Source organism: Nocardiopsis baichengensis YIM 90130, assembly GCF_000341205.1.
Lineage (GTDB): Bacteria > Actinomycetota > Actinomycetes > Streptosporangiales > Streptosporangiaceae > Nocardiopsis_A > Nocardiopsis_A halophila.
On record NZ_ANAS01000031.1, the window covers coordinates 13,564 to 30,385 of the forward strand.

Below are 16,822 nucleotides of genomic sequence, written 5' to 3' on the forward strand. Positions count from 1 at the left end.
CCATGATCGACCGCGTCGTGGTCATCGGGACCGGGCTGATCGGCACCTCGGTCGCGCTGGCCCTGCGCGGGCGGGGCGTGCGGGTCCACCTGGACGACCCCGACCCGCGCACCCTGCGCATCGCCCGCGACATGGGCGCCGGCGAGGAGCTGGGGGCCGACCCCGGGCCGCCCGCCGACGTCGCCGTGGTCGCCGCGCCCCCGGCCGCCGTGCCCGCCGCCCTGCTGCAGGCCCAGCGCCGGAACCTGGCCCAGGTCTACACCGATGCCGCCAGCGTCAAGGCGCGGGTGGCCGGGGAGGCGGAGCGGGCCGGCTGCGACATGGCGTCCTTCGTGCCCGGCCACCCCATGGGGGGCCGGGAGAAGAGCGGTCCCGGCGCCGCCCGCTCCCACCTGTTCGAGGGCCGCTCCTGGGCGCTGTGCCCGACCCCCGCGGCCTCCGCCAAGGCGGTGGAGGCCGTCACCGAGCTGGCCCGGCTGTGCGGGGCCGACCCGGTCGTGATGGACGCCGCCGCGCACGACCGCGCGGTGGCGCTGGTCTCGCACGCCCCCCACCTGGCCTCCTCGGCGGTGGCCGCGCGGCTGGTGGGCGCCGACCCCCAGGCGCTGCGGCTGGCCGGGCAGGGCGTGCGCGACGTCACCCGGATCGCCGGAGGGGACCCGGGGCTGTGGACCGAGATCCTCGGCGGCAACCCGGAGCCGGTGGCCCAGGTGCTGGAGGCCGTGGCCGGCGACCTGTCGGCGGCGGCGCGCCGACTGCGCCAGGAGGGCGGCGCCGGCCTGGAGGGCGTGCGCGACCTGCTGCGGCGCGGGGTGGAGGGCCGCGACCGGATCCCCGGCAAGCACGGGGAGCCCTCGCCGGCCGTCCCCCGCTACACCGAGGTGCCGGTGGTGCTCCCGGACGAGCCCGGTGCCTTGGGCCGCCTGTTCTCGGAGGTGGGCGAGGCCGGCGTCAACATCGAGGACGTGCGCATGGACCATTCGCCGGGCCAGCCGCTGGGGCTGGCGCAGCTGTCTGTGCTTCCCGAGACGGCCGAAGGCCTGGTCGCGGCGCTCCGCGAGCGCGGCTGGTCCGTGCACGTCTGAGGCGCCGCGGCGCGCCCAGGGGAGCGGCCCGGCGGGCCCGGCGACCGGGCGGAACAGGGGGACCGCGGCTGTAACCTGTTTCGTTGAGATGAGATGGAACCGAACCCCTGGGGAGAGAACCGACGTGAGCGCGCAGGGCAACGCCGGAGCGGGCGCCGAGGGTGCGGCCGGGCCGGGCATGGTGATCGCCATCGACGGCCCGTCGGGGTCGGGCAAGTCCAGCACCTCCAAGGGCGTGGCCGCCGCGCGCGGCTTCGAGTATCTCGACACAGGGGCGATGTACCGCGCCCTGACCTGGTGGATGATGCACCACCGGGTCGACGTTTCCGACGCGGAGGCCGTCGCCGCCGCCGCGTCGCGGCCGGACATCACCATGGGCACCGATCCGTCGGCCCCCACCGTCCAGGTGGACGGCGCGGACGTGGCCCAGGCGATCAGGACGCAGGAGGTCACCTCCAGCGTCAGCGCCGTCAGCGCCGTGCCGGCGGTGCGTGAGCGGCTCGTGGCCATGCAGCGCGACACGATCGCGCGGGCACGGCGCGAGTCGGGCGGAATCGTCGTCGAGGGGCGCGACATCACCACAGTGGTGGCCCCCGACGCCGCCGTGAAGATCTACCTGACGGCCAGCGCGGAGGCGCGTGCGGAGCGCCGCAGCAAGGAGGTGCGCACCGACGACGTCGAGGCCACCAGGCGCGCGCTGGCCCTGCGCGACCGGTTGGACTCCTCGCGGGAGTCCTCGCCGCTCACGCAGACCGAGGACGCCCTGGAGCTGGAGACCAGCGGGCTGGGCCTGCAGGAGGTCATCGACATCGTCGTCGGCCTGGCCGACGAGGCGGAGCAGGGCGCGCAGGCGCAGGCCGCCGCACAGTAGCGGAGGCGCCCGGCCCCGGGGCCGGGCGCACCGCATGCACGACGACCACCCCCGCGGCACGCGTCCCGGGCGCGCGGGGAGACGGAACCGGGAGAGTTCGGAGAACCCATGAGCGAGAACAGCCGTGCCACGGACGAGGCGGCCGCCGCGGCCGCCGAGGGCGAACAGGCGGAGGTCCTGCCGGTCGTCGCCGTCGTCGGACGGCCCAACGTCGGAAAGTCGTCCCTGGTCAACAGGGTGCTGGGGCGCCGTGAGGCGGTCGTGGAGGACGTTCCGGGCGTGACCCGGGACCGGGTGGCCTACGACGCCTCCTGGCTGGGGCGGCCCTTCACCCTCGTCGACACCGGTGGGTGGGAGACCGACGCCGAGGGCATGGCCGCCAGCGTCGCCCGGCAGGCCGAGTACGCGGCCCAGGCCGCCGACGTGGTGCTCTTCGTGGTGGACGCCACGGTCGGGGTCACCGACGCCGACGCGGCGGTCACCCGGGTGCTGCGCACCACCCGCAAGCCGGTGGTGCTGGCCGCCAACAAGGTGGACGGCCCGGCCCAGGAGGCTGAGGCCATGGAGCTGTGGAACCTCGGCGTGGGCGAGCCGATCGCGGTGTCGGCGCTGCACGGGCGCGGCACCGGCGACCTGCTGGACGCGGTCGCCGCGCACTTCCCCGGCGAGCACGAGCCGGCCGAGCCCGCCCCGGAGGAGGGGCCGCGCCGCATCGCCCTGCTGGGCCGCCCCAATGTCGGCAAGTCCAGCCTGCTCAACCGGCTGGCGGGGGAGGACCGGGTGGTGGTCGACCCGATGGCCGGCACCACCCGCGACGCCGTCGACGAGCTGATCGAGCTGGGCGGGACCACCTGGAAGTTCATCGACACCGCGGGCATCCGGCGCCGCTTCCGCCGGCTGCAGGGCGCCGACTACTACGCCACCATGCGCACGTCCGCGGCGCTGGACCGCGCCGAGGTCGCGGTGGTGCTGATGGACGTCTCCGAGCCGCTGGCCGAGCAGGACATCCGCGTGGTCGAGCAGGTCATGGAGTCGGGCCGGGCCATGGTGCTGGCCTTCAACAAGTGGGACACCCTCGACGAGGACCGCCGCTACTACCTGGAGAAGGAGATCGACCGGCAGCTGTCGCGGGTCTCCTGGGCGCCCCGGGTGAACATCTCGGCCAAGACCGGGCGGCACATGGAGAAGCTGGTGCCGGCGATCGAGACCGGCCTGGCCTCGTGGGACGCGCGGATCCCGACCGGGCGGCTGAACAGCTGGCTCAAGGAGCTGGTCGCGGCGACGCCGCCGCCGGTGCGGGGCGGCCGCCAGCCCAAGATCCTCTTCGCCACCCAGGCCGACGTCCGGCCGCCGCACTTCGTGCTGTTCACCACCGGCTTCCTCGAGGACAACTACCGGCGGTTCATCGAGCGCCGCCTGCGCGAGGACTTCGGGTTCGAGGGCAGCCCGGTCAAGGTCAGCATGCGCATTCGTGAGAAGAAGGGCGGGGGCAAGGCCTCCAAGGGCAGCGTCCGTCCCGACTGGCGGCGCTGAGCGCGCGGGGGCGGCGGATCGGCCGCCCCCGCGCGCGTCCCCGGATCCGATCGCGCCGCAGAGCGCGGGAAATCGAGGTCGGCCGTGTACAAGGTGCTGGTGAGCGCCTGCCTGATGGGGCGCAAGGTGCGCTACGACGGCGGGGCGAAGACGTCGGAGCATCCGGTGCTGGAGCGCTGGCGGGCCGAGCGGCGCCTCGTCCCGCATTGCCCGGAGATCGCGGGCGGGCTCCCCGTTCCGCGCCCTCCGGCGGAGATCGCCGGTGCGGCGGGGGCCGAGGCGGTGCTGGACGGCGCGGCCGCGATCGTCACCCCGGAGGGGGCGGACGTCACCGACCACTTCGTGGCCGGAGCGCGCGCTGCGCTGGAGACCGCCTGGAGCCAGGGGGTGCGCCTGGCGGTGTTGAAGGACGGCAGCCCCAGCTGTGGAAGCCGGGCCGTCTACGACGGCTCCTTCTCGGGCGCGAAGGTTCCCGGCCAAGGGGTGACGTCCTATCTGCTCTCGGACAGCGGCATCCCTGTGTTCACCGAGGACGAGCTCGACGCCGCCGAGGCCTTCCTGAAGGATCTGGAGGCAAGAGAGCCGGAGGTCCCCTTCCTCTGAGCGCCGTCGCTTCGCAGAGCGCTCCGGCGGGCGTGTTGCCGCGCCGACCCGCCGGGACCTCGTCGGCGGGATGACACCACGCGCGTAGCGTCCCGTTCCCTGCCCGGAGCTCGGCAGTGGGTCAGCGGGAGTCGTCGGCGTGGTAGCGCGCCCATTGGTCCAGGCTCCTGGCCGGCGAGCCGGTGACGCGCTCGACCGTGTCGGTGACCGCCCCAGGCGCCTTCGACATTCGCGCATAGGCGTCGAGCAACTGCTCCGCCGCGGCCCGCTCCCAGCCCTCGGATGCCATCTCCTCGATGACCTCTCCTCGCGAGGGGACCAGGAGCCGGATCGGCCGGCCGACGGCCCGCCCGATGATCGCCACCTGCTCCTCGGTCGTCAGCGGCCGGGGGCCGGAGAGCACATGCCGGGCCCCGTCGTGGCCGTCCCCGATGAGGGCGCGGACGGCCACCTCCGCGGCATCGCGTTCGTCCAACAGCGCGCGGGAGGCGCGGGGGAAGGCATCGCGCACCGTTCCGTGCCGACGGATCTCCGGGGCCCAGCCGAGCAGTGAGGAGGCCGGCCCTCCCGCCCGCACGGCGGTCCACGGGACCCCGGCGCCCTCGACCTCCCTTTCGACGGCCGCGTGCCTGCGGTTGACGGGATCGGTCTGGACGGCGGGGTCGGGTCGGCCGTCGGAGCAGTCCTTCACGCCTGCGGAGGAAAGGTGGACGATCCGGGGCGCGCCGGGCCCGAGTGCGCCGGCAGGAGACCCCGGTGATTCAGCGGGCACGTCCCCCTGGTGCGCGCCCTCTCCGTTGTTGATCTCGGGGAAGTCGGCCTTGTACCGGCCGGTACAAGGCCGACTTCCCCGAGATCAACAACGCGGCCTGCCCGAGGGACCCGTTGACGGCCCTGACGGCGCTGCGCGTGATCCGTTACCGGACCATCCCGGACCCGCCGCCCGGCAAGCAGGCCCGGGGAAGCACCCGCCTCTCCCCGCCGCCGCCGACCACCCCGACCCCAGCCGGCCCGCCGCCCGGCCGGAGGCCGTGAGCGGGGCACCTGCCGGGCCGTCGTTGCCGCTGTTCGCGTCCGTTACCGGCGTCGGCGGGTGCCTGATGGGGCCTCGACGTCCGCCGGGTCCTCGACCGCCCTGTCGTTGCGGTATCAGCGGGTCGCGCCCGCCGGTGTCCGGCGGCGTCGGTCACCGAGGGTTGACCGGGCGGCAACGCCTCGGTCACGGGGCGGGGGCACACTCGGGTAGGGGGCCGTGGTCGGGGCCGGTCTCGCGATCGGCGGCCGCCCGCGCGGCGGGTGGGGTGCCATTGTGAGGGGTGTCGCATGCGCACAGGGTGACGTCAACCCTCACGCGACGGTAATCTCTTCGGTGTCGGGTTGATCTCCGTCAGGGCGGTTCCTTCCTGTCGGCCCGGGTCTCGGTACGAGCCCTCCGCCACCGCCCTCTCCGTCCTCCGCCCGTACCCGGGCGGACCGGCTCCGCGGCACCGGCGCCGCGCGGCGCCCCGCGGCCGGAACGGCCGCGCCGGGCCCACCCGACCACCGCTTCCACGGGGCACGCCCCCGTGTGCTCCGAGTTGACCGCACCGCGGCCCCGGTCGTGCCGGGCCGCCCTGCCGAGATGGGCTGCATGACCGCGCACACCTCCGCGAAGCGCTGGAGACCGACCGTCCCCTCCCTCCCCGTGCTGCGCACCGAGGTCCTGTCGGGCCTCGTCGTCGCACTGGCGCTGATCCCCGAGGCGATCTCGTTCTCGATCATCGCCGGCGTCGACCCGCGGGTCGGCCTGTTCGCCTCCTTCACCATGGCCGTGTCGATCGCCTTCCTGGGCGGGCGTCCGGCCATGATCTCCGCCGCCACCGGTGCCATGGCGCTCGTGGTCGCCCCGCTCGCCCGCGAGCACGGCGTCGACTACCTGCTGGCCGCCACGATCCTGGCCGGTGTGTTCCAGGTGGTCCTCGGCCTGCTCGGGGTCGCCAAGCTGATGCGGTTCGTCCCGCCGAGCGTGATGACCGGCTTCGTCAACGCGCTGGCCATCCTGATCTTCATGGCCCAGGTCCCGCACTTCTGGGGCGAGGGCTGGGGCGTGTACGCCCTGGTCGCCGGCGGCCTGGCCGTCATCTTCCTGCTGCCGCGCCTGACCAGGGCCGTCCCCGCGCCGCTGGTGGCCATCGTGGTCCTGACCGTGATCACGGTCGCCTCCGGGCTGAAGGTGCCCACCGTCGGCGACATGGGCGAACTGCCCGGCAGCTTCCCGGTGCCGTTCCTGCCGGACGTGCCGGTGAACATGGAGACGCTCCGCATCATCGCCCCCTACGCGCTGACGCTGGCGCTGGTGGGCCTGATGGAGTCGCTCATGACGGCCAAGCTGGTGGACGACATCACCGACACCCGCTCCGGCAAGGGGCGTGAGGCGCGCGGCCAGGGCTGGGCCAACATCATCACCGGCTTCTTCGGCGGTATGGCGGGCTGCGCCATGATCGGCCAGACCATGATCAACGTGAAGTCGGGGGCCCGCACCCGGCTGTCGACCTTCCTGGCCGGCGTGTTCCTGCTGCTGCTCGTGGTGGTGCTCGGCGACATCGTCGCGATCATCCCGATGGCGGCCCTGGTCGCGGTCATGGTGTTCGTGTCCATCGCCACGCTGGACTGGCACAGCATCTCCCCGCGCACGCTGCGCCGCATGCCCTGGAGCGAGACCGCGGTCATGGTGATCACCGTCGTCGTGGTCGTGGCCACGCACAACCTGGCCATCGGCGTGATCGTCGGGGTACTCGCCTCGACCGTGATCTTCGCGCGGGGGGTGGCCCGCCTGTCGGCGGTCACCAGCGTCCTCGACCCGGAGGGCGGGGTGCGCGTCTACTCGGTCCGGGGCGACCTGTTCTTCGCCTCCAGCAACGAGCTGGTGGGGGAGTTCGACTACCACGAGGAGGGCGTCGGCAAGGTCGTCATCGACCTCTCGCGGGCCCACATGTGGGACTCCTCGGCGGTCGCCGCCCTGGACCACGCCACCGACAAGTTCGAGAAGAACGGTGTCGACGTGGAGGTCGTCGGTCTGAACGTGCCGAGCGAGGAACTGCACAAGGAGCTGAGCGGCACGCTCTCAGGCGGCCACTGATCCGACCCGGTCCCGGTGCGGTCGAGGGGCCGGACCGCCTGCGCTGCGGGCGGTCCGGCCCCTCGTCGCGATTGCGGGACGGCCCCGCTGCGGACAGAATGGCGCCCGGTCCCACGATCAGGAGCGCTGCAGCGATGACGGACACACCCCCCGCCCCCGGCGCCGGAGCGATCGACACGAGCGTTCCGCACAGTGCGCGCATCTGGAACTACTGGCTGGGCGGCAAGGACAACTACCCGGTCGATCGCGAGGCGGGGGACCGGTTCCTGGAGGTCTTCCCCGGAATGGCCCAGGGGGCCCAAGAGTCGCGCTCCTTCCTCAAGAGGACCGTGCGCCACCTGGTCGAAGAGGCCGGGATGCGCCAGTTCCTGGACATCGGGACGGGGCTGCCCACCGTGGACAACACCCACGAGGTCGCGCAGGCGTGCGCGCCGGAGTGCCGGGTGGTGTACGTCGACAACGATCCCCTGGTGCTCACCCATGCCCGCGCGCTGATGGTCGGCACCCCCGAGGGGGCGACCGACTACGTCCACGCCGACCTCCGCGAGCCCGAGGCGGTCCTGGAAGCGGCGGCCGCGACCCTGGACCTCGACCGCCCCGTGGCGCTGATGCTGATGGGGGTCCTCGGGCACATCGCCGACCCGGGTGAGGCCCAGGACATCGTGCGGCGCCTCATGGCCGGCCTTCCGCGCGGCAGCCACCTGACGGTCAACGACGGCACCAACGTGGTCAGCGCCGCCAACGCCGAGGCGCACGAGCAGTAAAACCGGAGCGGAGCGGTCCCCTACGTCCAGCGCAGTCCTGCCGAGATCGCGTCCTTCTTCGACGGCCTGGAGGTCGTCGACCCCGGCGTGGTCATGGTGACGCGCTGGCGCCCCGAGCCGGGGGAGGGACCGTTCGGGGGAGAGCCTCCCCAGGTCGACGGCTTCGGCGGGGTGGCGCGCAAGGCCTGAGCGCCTTGGCCTGAAGGCCCGGCTCCGGACCGCTCGGAGCCCGGTCCCTGTGCGGGCGCCGTCCGCCGGTGAATCGGGCGTTCGGGAATCTACTCCGTAAAGGTGGCAACCGCGGCGATCTCACCGAAGGCCCACGCGCGGGGACGGACCACCCACTACAGTTGCCTGCCACACAGCGCGGTCCCGCCGACCCGGCCCGCGCCGACGCCCTCACCCCCCGAAGGACGATCGAGGCCATGGACGACTACGACGTCATCATCATCGGCGCGCGCTGCGCGGGATCCCCGACGGCGATGCTGCTCGCCCGGGCCGGCGCGCGGGTCCTGCTGCTGGACCGGGCGACCTTCCCCAGCGACACCGTCTCCACGCACTACGTCCACCATGCCGGAGTCGCGCGCCTGGCCTCGTGGGGGCTGCTGGAGGAGGTGCTGGCCACCGGGTGCCCGCCCATCGAGCGGGTCGCGTTCCATGCGGCCGGGGCCGTCCTCGACGGTCGGCCGCCCGAGGTCGACGGTGTGCGCACCGGCTACGCCCCGCGCCGGACGGAGCTCGACGCCGTCCTGGTGGAGGCGGCCTCGCGGGCGGGGGCGGATGTGCGCCAGGGGGCGTCCCTGCGGGCCCCGCTCTACCAGGGGGACCGTGTCGCCGGAGTGACCTTCGCTGAGGGCGGCCGCGAGTACAGTGCCCGCGCGCGCGTGGTCATCGGCGCGGACGGCAAGCACTCCACCCTGGCGCGCGTGGTGGGCGCCCGCCCCTACCGGGACGAGGGTGCGCAGGGCTGCATGTACTACGCCTACTGGAGCGGACTGCCCGACGAGGGGTTCCGTGTCCATGCGGGGGCGGGGTGCACCGTCATCGTCATCCCCACCAACGACGGGAACACCGTGGTCGCGGTGGGATGGCCCCGTGAGGCGTTCGGTCGCGTCAAGTCCGATGTCGAGGCCCACTACACCGAGGCGCTGCACCAGACCGTCCCTGATCTGCACGCGGCCCTGGCCCAGGGCAGGCGGGAGAGCCGCATCGTCGGCGACGGCGATCTGGCCAACCGCTACCGGACCTCCTCGGGCCCGGGGTGGGCGCTGGTGGGCGACGCCGGGCACGTGAAGGACCCGCTGTGCGCTCTGGGGATCACCGATGCGTTCGTCCAGGCCGACCTCCTCAGCCGGCGGCTCACCGGAGCGCTGGGCGAGGGGCCGGCGGCGATCGACCGCGCGACGGCCGGGTACGCCGCCGAGCGCGACCAGGCCACCTCCGTCTCCTTCCGGACGTGCAGCGCCTTGGCCAAGGGGGAGATGCCTGAGGGGCTTCCCGAAGCGATGAAGGACGCCTCGGGAGATCCGCAGAGGGTGACCGAGTTCTTCGGCCTGCAGGCGGGCCTGCTCTCGTTCGAGGACTTCCTGGCCGGAGCCTCTAGGAGCTGAGAGGAGGGGCGCTCAGGTCGTACGGAACGGGCAGGTGGTGCGGGTAGTGCCTCTGCCGTGCCGACCATGCAGGCCATCCAGTCCGAGTTGGCCGTGACGGCCATGATGACCGGTGAGGGCGCTCCACCGGGGCCCGACGGGGGTCTACCGTCGGACCGCCCCGCCCCGGTGGACCGTCCTTCGCGGTCCCCGGCCGACAGGGCGTCGACGCCTCAGCGGGGCCGCCGCGCGCTCACAGGCCGGTCGCGTCCTCCGCGCCGTCCCTTCGCCTGCTGCGGGTCCTGGCCTGCTCCAGGACCGCCGTCCACGCGGCGGCGGCGCCCGGCAGGGCGGTGATCCGCTCCAGCAGGTCGGCGTCGGCCCCGCGTCCGGCCGCCAGGCCCGCGGCCGCCGTGATCCCGTGGACGGGACGGTGCACCACCTCCACCGGGTCGGCTGCGCTCACCTCGCCCTCGCTCAGAACGCGCAGGTACACCCCGAACCGGCCCTCCTCGGTGAAGGTCTTGACCCACGTGGGCTCGTCGACCCACGCCTGGAACACCCGGCACGGCGTGCGGGGCAGGGTGACCTCCAGGAGGGCGCTCCCGGCGCGCCACCGCTCCCCGATCACGGCCCCGGTCACGTCCACGCCGCGGGTGGTGAGGTTCTCGCCGAACACCCCGTCGTGCAGCCCGCGTCCCAGGCGCTCCTGCCAGTGGTCGAGGTCTTCGCGCGCGTACGCGTAGACGGCCTTGTCGGGACCGCCGTGGTGTTCCCGGTCGGCCTGCTCGTCCCCGTCGAGCCCCAGGCGCCGTACGGCCACCGGCCCTGCGGCGGGCCGCTTGTCGATCGCCGTGCGCTTCATCCGGCCCGCCCAGTCGGCCCGGAAGACCGTCCCCCGGTTGACCGACGCGATGATCCCCTCGCTGTGCATGGCGGCAGCCTAGTGCGACCGGTGGGCCCTGGTGGCCGGATTCCCGGCGAGAGGGGGAGGAGGGGGATGCGGCGGCGCCGACCTCTCCGGGGCCGGGCGCGGTGTCCTGTGCTCGGATCGGCGGACCCGGCTGTCCGAGGTCCGCCCCCGTCGTTTCGGCCGGGGAGGGGCGGGAGGGCGGGGACGCCCTGGGGAACGGCGCCCCCGCCCGGGGTACACCCCGCAAGGGCGGCGACTGCGGGAGCGGTGTCACCGCCCCCGCAGCAGCGCCGGCCAAGAGGGCCCGTGGCCGTGCCGCTCGTCCGCTTAGCCGGACGACGTCCGGCAGCGGACGCCGCGCCCGACGGCGAGGCCGCGGCTACGGCCGTGCGCATGCTTCCGGAGAGGCCTCGGGGGACCGGAAGGCCGGGCCGCCGGGCCTAAGGGGGGAGTCGGCCGTCGGTGGCTGCGGCCACCGAGAGGTCCCGGTGGGAAGCACAGATGCATGCTGTCACGCGGAGGGGGCCCACGTGGAGGATTTCTGTGAATTGCCGGGGAGGGGGGGACGAAGATCCGCTCTTCACGGAACGACCGGCCCGAAACGGACTGGCGGTACACCGGTCGTGTCCGCTGGCGTGGTGGAACTCTCCGGGCCCCGGCCGCCCCCGGGGGCACTGCCTGCCGCCCGCACCGACACCCTCGTTGATCTCGGGAAAGTCGGGGTAATACCGGCGAGTATTACGCCGACTTTCCCGAGATCAACGGCGCGGAGGGGGCGCGCACCCGGGGCGGGGTCGCCGATCACGCTGCAGCGGTCGCACCGCACACAAGGACGCGGCCGAGAGTTCCACCACGCCAGCGGACACGACCGGGACACCGCCTGAAGGGGACGGAGCGGGCCCGACGCACGGTCAAGGGGAACAGGGCGTGGCGGTCCCTTCCTCCGATTCTCTGTCGGCTTCTCCGCCGGCGGGAAGCCGGGAAGCGTTCGGCGGGTCGCCTCCGGGGCGCCGTCGTGCCCTGGAGGGGTGATGGGGCCGACCGGATCGGTACTGGGGGCCGGCCGCCCCGGTGCGGGGTCGGGGGTGCAGGGAACGCTCCGCCTTCCGCACGCACACGGAACGCGGACGGCCTTCCGGGCCTTCAGCGGCGGACCGGCCGTGGACGTCCACCGCCGTATCCGGTGGAACTCCAGAAAACCCCTTCTAAGCCTGGGCCGCCGCCTCCTCGCGGATCCGGTCGAACTGCGCCCCCATCGCCTCGGCCAGCGCGTTGGCCCCCGACAGCGGGCGCACCATCACCGTCAGCTCGTCGATCAGGCCGTCGTCGCCGATGTGCACGAAGTCGCACCCCTGGAGCCGCCGGTCGCCGATGCCGGCCGTGAACTCGAAGGCGTGGTCGCGCCCGTCCGCGCTGGAGAACTCGCGCACGTAGCGGAAGTCCTCGAACACGCGGGCCACCCCGCGCAGGATCGCCGCGGTGATCGGCCGGCCCCGGTACGGAGCGAACACCACCGGGCTGGTGAACACCACGTCCTCGGCGAGCATCGCCTCGACCGCGGCCATGTCGTCGGCCTCCACCGCCGCGCGGAAGGGGTGCATGCGCCACCTCGAGTCAAATAGTTGAATAGGTGACGACGATGATAGGTCGGGGTGGGCGTGCCGTCCAGGGGGTGTGTCGAAAAAACGTTTCAAAACAAAGGCGGACCCCTATGTCGATACTTTCAGGAGGCGCGCCCGTTCTGTGTGGCGGCCCTCCGAGTGATGCGGCGTCCCCGTGATTGACACGTTTCAATATCCACTGGAATGATCGAACGGCACACTCATGACCCTCGACCGTGGCGTCGTGACGGTGTCGTCCTGGAAGGGCAGCGGTGGAACCGAGCGAACGCGCCGACCGGCCTGTCGGCATCAACGACGTCGCGGCGCGCGCGGGCGTCTCCGCCGGGACCGTCTCCAACGTGCTCAACCGGCCCGAGCGCGTCTCGGAGGCGACCCGCATCCGGGTGGAGCGCGCCATCGAGGAGCTCGACTACGTCCGCAACTCCTCCGGGCGCAACCTCCGCTCGGGCCGCAGCGATTCGGTCGGCCTGGTCGTCCTGGACGTCACCAACCCCTTCTTCACCGAGGTGGCCCAAGGGGTCGAGGACGTCGCGGCCGAAGACGGCCTGGCGGTGGTGCTGCTGAACTCGGCCGAGCGCCGCGACCGCCAGCGGCGCTCGGCACGGCTGCTGGCCGAGCAGCGGGCCGCCGGGGCGGTGGTCATGCCGGTCGACGGCGACACCGAGGACCTGCTGTGGCTGCGCAAGCAAGGGGTGTGCGGGGTCCTGCTGGACCGCGGCGACGTGGGCCCTGAGACGGCGTGCAGCGTCTCGGTGGACAACCGCGCGGGCGGGGCCGCGGCCGCGCGGCACCTGATCGGCCTCGGGCACGAGCGGGTGACCTTCCTCAGCGGCCCCGAGGGCCTGGAGCAGTGCCGCACCCGCCTTCAGGGACTGCGCGAGGGCCTGGCCGAGGTGGGCATCGACCCCGAGTCCGCGGTGCGGGTGGTGCACACGGCCCAGCTCAACGCCGAGTCCGGGGAGAAGGCCGTGGAGGAGGTCCTGGCCGGAGGGCCGGGGCGCCGTCCGACGGCGGTCTTCTGCGCCAACGACCAGCTCGCACTCGGGGTCCTCAAGGGGCTGGGGGAGCGGGGCCTGAGCGCCCCGGTGGACCTGTCGGTCGTCGGGTACGACGACGTGGCGACGGCCTCCCTCGTGCACCCGGGGCTGACGACGGTGGCCCAGCCCAAGTACGAGCTCGGCTGCTCGGCGATGCGCCTGCTGCTGAGCGAGCTGAACGACCCCGGGCACCGCCACGAGCGGCTCCGCTTCACCCCTGAACTGGTGGTGCGCGGCTCGACCGCAGTCAACCGCGGCTGAGGGCCCGGCACGGCGCCTCGGAGCCGCGACGGATCGGCCCCCTGGCCCGGTCGGCCCCTGGTTCGGTGAAAGGGACGCCCGTGTGTCTGTGCGTCCGACCTCGTACTCCTCCAAGGGCCGGGTGCGCCGGCGCGGTCGCGGAGGGCGCGGAGGGTGCGGCCGGGGAAGAACTGGGTCGCCGCCCCGGTCCCGGGCCGATCGCAGGACGGCGGCCACACACGGAACCGATGGAGATCTCGGTAACGCAGAGACCGACGGCGAAAAGGGGGCAGCGCCCCGTTGCCGCGACTGATCGGCCGATCGGCGACGCCGGTCGAGGGTGCCCTGCGCACCTGCCCCCGAGGCGCCTTGGTGCCGGTGCGCGCCCTCGGTCATGGGGGATGGAGTCCTCCCTGAGCCGACCCGCCCATGGGCGGCGGCGCTTTGCGAAACCCTCTGAAAACCGCTTCGATGGGACGCCCCCTGGGCTTTCAATGGAGGCGCGACGGGATTCCCTAGGGCGCTCTGCGCATTCGATACAGGTGGGGCGTCTCGGGCGTGCCGGGCACGGGTGTGCGGTCCGACCTGCTGGGAGCACAGGACACGGCACGCAGGTTCCCGGGGGCGCGGCTGTCGGGACGTGAGCATCGCGACGAGGGAGAGAGGCAATCGTCCATGGCTGAACAGGGCAAGGTGGCCCCCGCTAGACGGCGGGGACTGGCCGGTGAGGTCGCCGACCGCATTCGTGAGGCGATCTTCAACGGCGCCTATGCCCCGGGCGCCCAGTTGCGCGAGGTCGAGCTGTCGACCGCGCTGGACGTGAGCCGAGGGCCGGTCCGCGAAGCCCTGCTCCGGCTCGAACGCGAAGGGCTCGTCCACAGCGCCTGGCATCGCGGGGTGACCGTCACCGAGCTCGAACCCCGGGACGTCGCCGAGTTGGACAGCCTGCGCGACGCCCTCGACGGCCTTGCGGTGCGCAGGGTCGTGGCCGAGGCCGGGGAGGAGGAGCTGGCCGCGGTCGAGCAGGCAGCCGAAGGGATGGCGCGGGCCGGGGACGAGCACGCCATGGTGCGGTGCGACATCGCCTTCCACGACGCGGTCTACGCCGCGTCCGGGCATAGGCGCCTCCAGGAGGCCTGGCAGGCGATCCGCTCCCAGGTGTACCTGTTCCTGCTGACCCGGATCGGCCGGGACACCGACGGTTATCTGGCCCACGTTCCCGGGGAGCACCGCGAGCTGGCCGCGGCGCTGCGTGCGCGCGATGCCGAGCGCGCGCTGGAGCTCTTCGCCGAGCACCGACGGCTCGCCTTCGACGTGGTGACCGGCCGGGGAGTCGAGAGCGTCGAGGGGGCCGAAGGCATGGAGGGCACGGAGAACGCGGAGGCCTCCCCCACGGCCCGGAGCTGAAGGCCGGGGGCGGCGCCCTCGGTCCCGGGCCCCGCGACGCCGGACCGGATCGGCCCCTCGACGTCTCACGGTGCCACGACTCCGTTCCGCCCTGTCGCCGTCCCGCCCCGCCTCCCTGTCCCGTCCTGTCGGCGGCGCCCGCCGCGCCGCCCCCGCGATCCGGCCCGTCCTGCCTAGGATCGCCCTAGGAGAGCACACCGGCCGTCGAGGAGGCGGTATGCGGGCGAACAGGGTTCCCATCGAGGAGATCGAGCGCGAGCCGGCGGCCTTCGCCGAGCGGGTCACCGCCGACGGGCGCTTCGGGAGGGCCGCCGAGCCCGGGCGGTACCGCCTGGTGGTCAGCAGGGCCTGCCCCTGGGCGCACCGGGTGGTGATGGTCCGCAGGCTCATGGGGCTGGAGCAGGCGGTGTCGCTGGCGGTGGCCGACCCGGTCCAGGAGGTCATCGACGGCGACCCCCACTGGGTCTTCACCGAGGAGACCGGCAGCCCGGGCGGCAGGGACCCGGTGCTGGGCATCCACGCCCTGCGCGAGGCCTACCGGGCCGGCGACCCCGGCTACGACGGCGGGGTCAGCGTGCCCGCCCTGGTCGACGTGGAGACCGGGCGGGTCGTCTCCAACGACTACGACCGGCTGTCGACCGACATGGCGACCGAATGGGGCGGCCTGGCCAGGGCGGGGGCACCGGACCTGTACCCGGAAGGGCTGCGGGAGGAGATCGAGGACATCGGCGAGCGGGTCTACCGCGACGTCAACAACGGCGTCTACCGTGCCGGGTTCGCCCCCGACCAGGCCCGCTACGACGCCGCGGTGGCCCGCCTGTTCGAGCGCCTGGACGAGATGGAGGAGCGGCTGAGCGCGCGGCGCTACCTCGTGGGGGACCACATCACCCTGGCCGACGTGCGCCTGTGGTCGACCCTGCTCCGGTTCGACGCGGTCTACCACGGCCTGTTCAAGTGCAACGTGCGCAAGATCAGCGAGTACCGGGCGCTGTGGGGGTACGCGCGCGACCTCTTCCAGACGCCCGGTTTCGGTGACACCGCGAACCTCGACCACATCAGGGCGCACTACTACCGGGTGATGACGGGCATCAACCCGACCGGGGTCGTCGCGGCCGGCCCGGACCCGCGGGGATGGCTGACCCCGCACCACCGCGAGGAGCTCGGCGGCACCCCGTTCGGCGACGGCACCCCGCCCGGCCCGGTCCCGGAGGGGGAGCAGGTCCCGCCCCTCGGCCGACGCTGCTGACGCGGCGCCGGATGTGCCGCCGGGCCGCAAAGTGCGATAAGCTTCCCAACGCCTCGAGGGCAGCACCCGAGGGGCACCGGGACGTGGCGCAGTTTGGTAGCGCACTTGACTGGGGGTCAAGGGGTCGTGGGTTCAAATCCCGCCGTCCCGACACAGGTCCGAAGGGGGATCCGAGGTCATCGGGTCCCCTTTTCCGCGTTCGGGGCGGTCGAAGGCCCTTGTGCTCCCGGCCCCTTCAGGAGCTCTCCACCGGACCGGCGGTCCGCCCGTGTACCGGCGACCGGCGCCGGTGGAGCGGGCGTTCTGATCGCGTCGTCGGTCGGCAGCGAAGCCTTTCCGACGCGGGCCCTCGGAGCCGACGGCGGCTCCCGACGGCCGAAGCCGCAGCTCACCGCGCGGCGGTCAGGCGTCGGGTTCGGCCGCGGGGGTGACGTGGACGGGCGGCGCCTGGATGCCGAGTTCCCGGGCGATGGCGGGGACCTCGGGGTCGGCGAGGAACCCCTCGTAGTCCTCTGCGTCCCAGTCGAAGACGGACCACACCCGGTGGGCGTCCTCGGGATCGAGATAGGCCCGGGCGGACCGGCAGCCGTGCTCCCGCCGCTTCTGTGCGCCGACGGTCGCGAAGACCTCCAGGAACCGGTCGGGGTCGGCGACCCTGGCGATGGTGACGATCATTGCCTGCTCCTCGGGTCGGCGGGCGGCGTCCCGCCGGTAGGTCGGCATCGTAGAACCTGGATTCCGGTCGAAGCCAATCGCCGTCGGCGGCCGTCCGGAGGCGGTTCTTGTGGACGGTT

The 16,822-nt window shown here is 73.5% G+C and carries 13 protein-coding genes, 1 tRNA gene and 1 pseudogene; 11 read left to right on the forward strand and 4 right to left on the reverse strand.

Annotated elements, in window-relative coordinates; all coding sequences use genetic code 11:
• Positions 1 to 2 precede the first annotated feature (2 nt).
• The 4 genes from C892_RS0121810 (at position 3) to C892_RS0121825 (ending at position 4,092) form a co-directional block, all read left to right on the forward strand.
• Positions 3 to 1,085: a prephenate dehydrogenase gene (locus C892_RS0121810; RefSeq protein WP_017558915.1), complete on the forward strand. Its 1,083-nt coding sequence runs from the start codon at positions 3 to 5 to the stop codon at positions 1,083 to 1,085.
• 124 nt (positions 1,086 to 1,209) lie between these two features.
• Positions 1,210 to 1,956: a (d)CMP kinase gene (gene cmk / locus C892_RS0121815; protein ID WP_017558916.1), complete on the forward strand. Its 747-nt coding sequence runs from the start codon at positions 1,210 to 1,212 to the stop codon at positions 1,954 to 1,956.
• Positions 1,957 to 2,064: 108 nt separating this feature from the next.
• Positions 2,065 to 3,489, forward strand: a complete 1,425-nt coding sequence (gene der / locus C892_RS0121820; protein ID WP_017558917.1) for a ribosome biogenesis GTPase Der — start codon at positions 2,065 to 2,067, stop codon at positions 3,487 to 3,489.
• Positions 3,490 to 3,573: 84 nt separating this feature from the next.
• Positions 3,574 to 4,092: a 2-thiouracil desulfurase family protein gene (locus C892_RS0121825; protein WP_017558918.1), complete on the forward strand. Its 519-nt coding sequence runs from the start codon at positions 3,574 to 3,576 to the stop codon at positions 4,090 to 4,092.
• A gap of 121 nt (positions 4,093 to 4,213) precedes the next feature.
• Here the strand turns inward: C892_RS0121825 and C892_RS0121830 are convergent, their stop codons facing one another.
• Positions 4,214 to 4,783 carry a Rossmann-fold NAD(P)-binding domain-containing protein gene (locus C892_RS0121830; protein WP_017558919.1) on the reverse strand — a complete coding sequence of 190 codons (570 nt, stop codon included), beginning with the start codon at positions 4,781 to 4,783 and terminating at the stop codon, positions 4,214 to 4,216.
• Between the two features lie 939 nt (positions 4,784 to 5,722).
• Between C892_RS0121830 and C892_RS0121835 the strand changes: the two genes are divergently transcribed.
• From C892_RS0121835 to C892_RS0121845, 3 genes and pseudogenes are all read left to right on the forward strand, one after another.
• Positions 5,723 to 7,210, forward strand: coding sequence for a SulP family inorganic anion transporter (locus C892_RS0121835; protein WP_017558920.1), 1,488 nt, complete (start codon positions 5,723 to 5,725; stop codon positions 7,208 to 7,210).
• Between the two features lie 134 nt (positions 7,211 to 7,344).
• A pseudogene (locus tag C892_RS29385) lies at positions 7,345 to 8,163 on the forward strand (SAM-dependent methyltransferase).
• Between the two features lie 161 nt (positions 8,164 to 8,324).
• Complete coding sequence (locus tag C892_RS0121845; RefSeq protein ID WP_239647479.1) at positions 8,325 to 9,584, forward strand: NAD(P)/FAD-dependent oxidoreductase; 1,260 nt, start codon at positions 8,325 to 8,327, stop codon at positions 9,582 to 9,584.
• A gap of 232 nt (positions 9,585 to 9,816) precedes the next feature.
• On the opposite strand, the gene C892_RS0121850 is transcribed toward C892_RS0121845, so the two are convergent.
• The gene (locus C892_RS0121850) at positions 9,817 to 10,497 is read right to left on the reverse strand and encodes an MOSC domain-containing protein (RefSeq protein WP_017558924.1); all 681 of its coding nucleotides are present in this window, start codon (positions 10,495 to 10,497) and stop codon (positions 9,817 to 9,819) included.
• 1,184 nt (positions 10,498 to 11,681) lie between these two features.
• Positions 11,682 to 12,077 (reverse strand): nuclear transport factor 2 family protein, encoded by a 396-nt coding sequence (locus tag C892_RS0121855; RefSeq protein WP_017558925.1) that lies wholly within the window; start codon positions 12,075 to 12,077, stop codon positions 11,682 to 11,684.
• A gap of 272 nt (positions 12,078 to 12,349) precedes the next feature.
• Between C892_RS0121855 and C892_RS0121860 the strand changes: the two genes are divergently transcribed.
• From C892_RS0121860 to C892_RS0121875, 4 genes are all read left to right on the forward strand, one after another.
• A complete protein-coding gene (locus tag C892_RS0121860; RefSeq protein ID WP_017558926.1) occupies positions 12,350 to 13,396 on the forward strand; it encodes a LacI family DNA-binding transcriptional regulator in 1,047 nt (348 codons plus the stop codon).
• A gap of 654 nt (positions 13,397 to 14,050) precedes the next feature.
• Positions 14,051 to 14,782, forward strand: a complete 732-nt coding sequence (locus C892_RS0121865) for a GntR family transcriptional regulator (RefSeq protein WP_017558927.1) — start codon at positions 14,051 to 14,053, stop codon at positions 14,780 to 14,782.
• Positions 14,783 to 14,999: 217 nt separating this feature from the next.
• The gene (locus C892_RS0121870) at positions 15,000 to 16,028 is read left to right on the forward strand and encodes a glutathione S-transferase family protein (RefSeq protein WP_017558928.1); all 1,029 of its coding nucleotides are present in this window, start codon (positions 15,000 to 15,002) and stop codon (positions 16,026 to 16,028) included.
• Positions 16,029 to 16,105: 77 nt separating this feature from the next.
• Positions 16,106 to 16,179: transfer RNA gene (locus C892_RS0121875), tRNA-Pro, on the forward strand.
• A 251-nt stretch (positions 16,180 to 16,430) separates the two neighbouring features.
• Here C892_RS0121875 and C892_RS0121880 read toward each other — a convergent pair.
• Positions 16,431 to 16,703, reverse strand: a complete 273-nt coding sequence (locus C892_RS0121880) for an antibiotic biosynthesis monooxygenase (RefSeq protein WP_017558929.1) — start codon at positions 16,701 to 16,703, stop codon at positions 16,431 to 16,433.
• Between the last annotated feature and the right edge of the window lie 119 nt (positions 16,704 to 16,822).

What these genes read in the sequence shown, in the direction of transcription:
- C892_RS0121810 (WP_017558915.1), top strand. Translation starts at nt 3, where the DNA reads ATGATCGACCGCGTCGTGGTCATCGGGACCGGGCTGATCGGCACCTCG.
- der (WP_017558917.1), top strand. Translation starts at nt 2,065, where the DNA reads ATGAGCGAGAACAGCCGTGCCACGGACGAGGCGGCCGCCGCGGCCGCC.
- C892_RS0121835 (WP_017558920.1), top strand. Translation starts at nt 5,723, where the DNA reads ATGACCGCGCACACCTCCGCGAAGCGCTGGAGACCGACCGTCCCCTCC.
- C892_RS0121850 (WP_017558924.1), bottom strand. Translation starts at nt 10,497, where the DNA reads ATGCACAGCGAGGGGATCATCGCGTCGGTCAACCGGGGGACGGTCTTC.
- C892_RS0121855 (WP_017558925.1), bottom strand. Translation starts at nt 12,077, where the DNA reads ATGCACCCCTTCCGCGCGGCGGTGGAGGCCGACGACATGGCCGCGGTC.
- C892_RS0121865 (WP_017558927.1), top strand. Translation starts at nt 14,051, where the DNA reads ATGGCTGAACAGGGCAAGGTGGCCCCCGCTAGACGGCGGGGACTGGCC.
- C892_RS0121870 (WP_017558928.1), top strand. Translation starts at nt 15,000, where the DNA reads ATGCGGGCGAACAGGGTTCCCATCGAGGAGATCGAGCGCGAGCCGGCG.
- C892_RS0121880 (WP_017558929.1), bottom strand. Translation starts at nt 16,703, where the DNA reads ATGATCGTCACCATCGCCAGGGTCGCCGACCCCGACCGGTTCCTGGAG.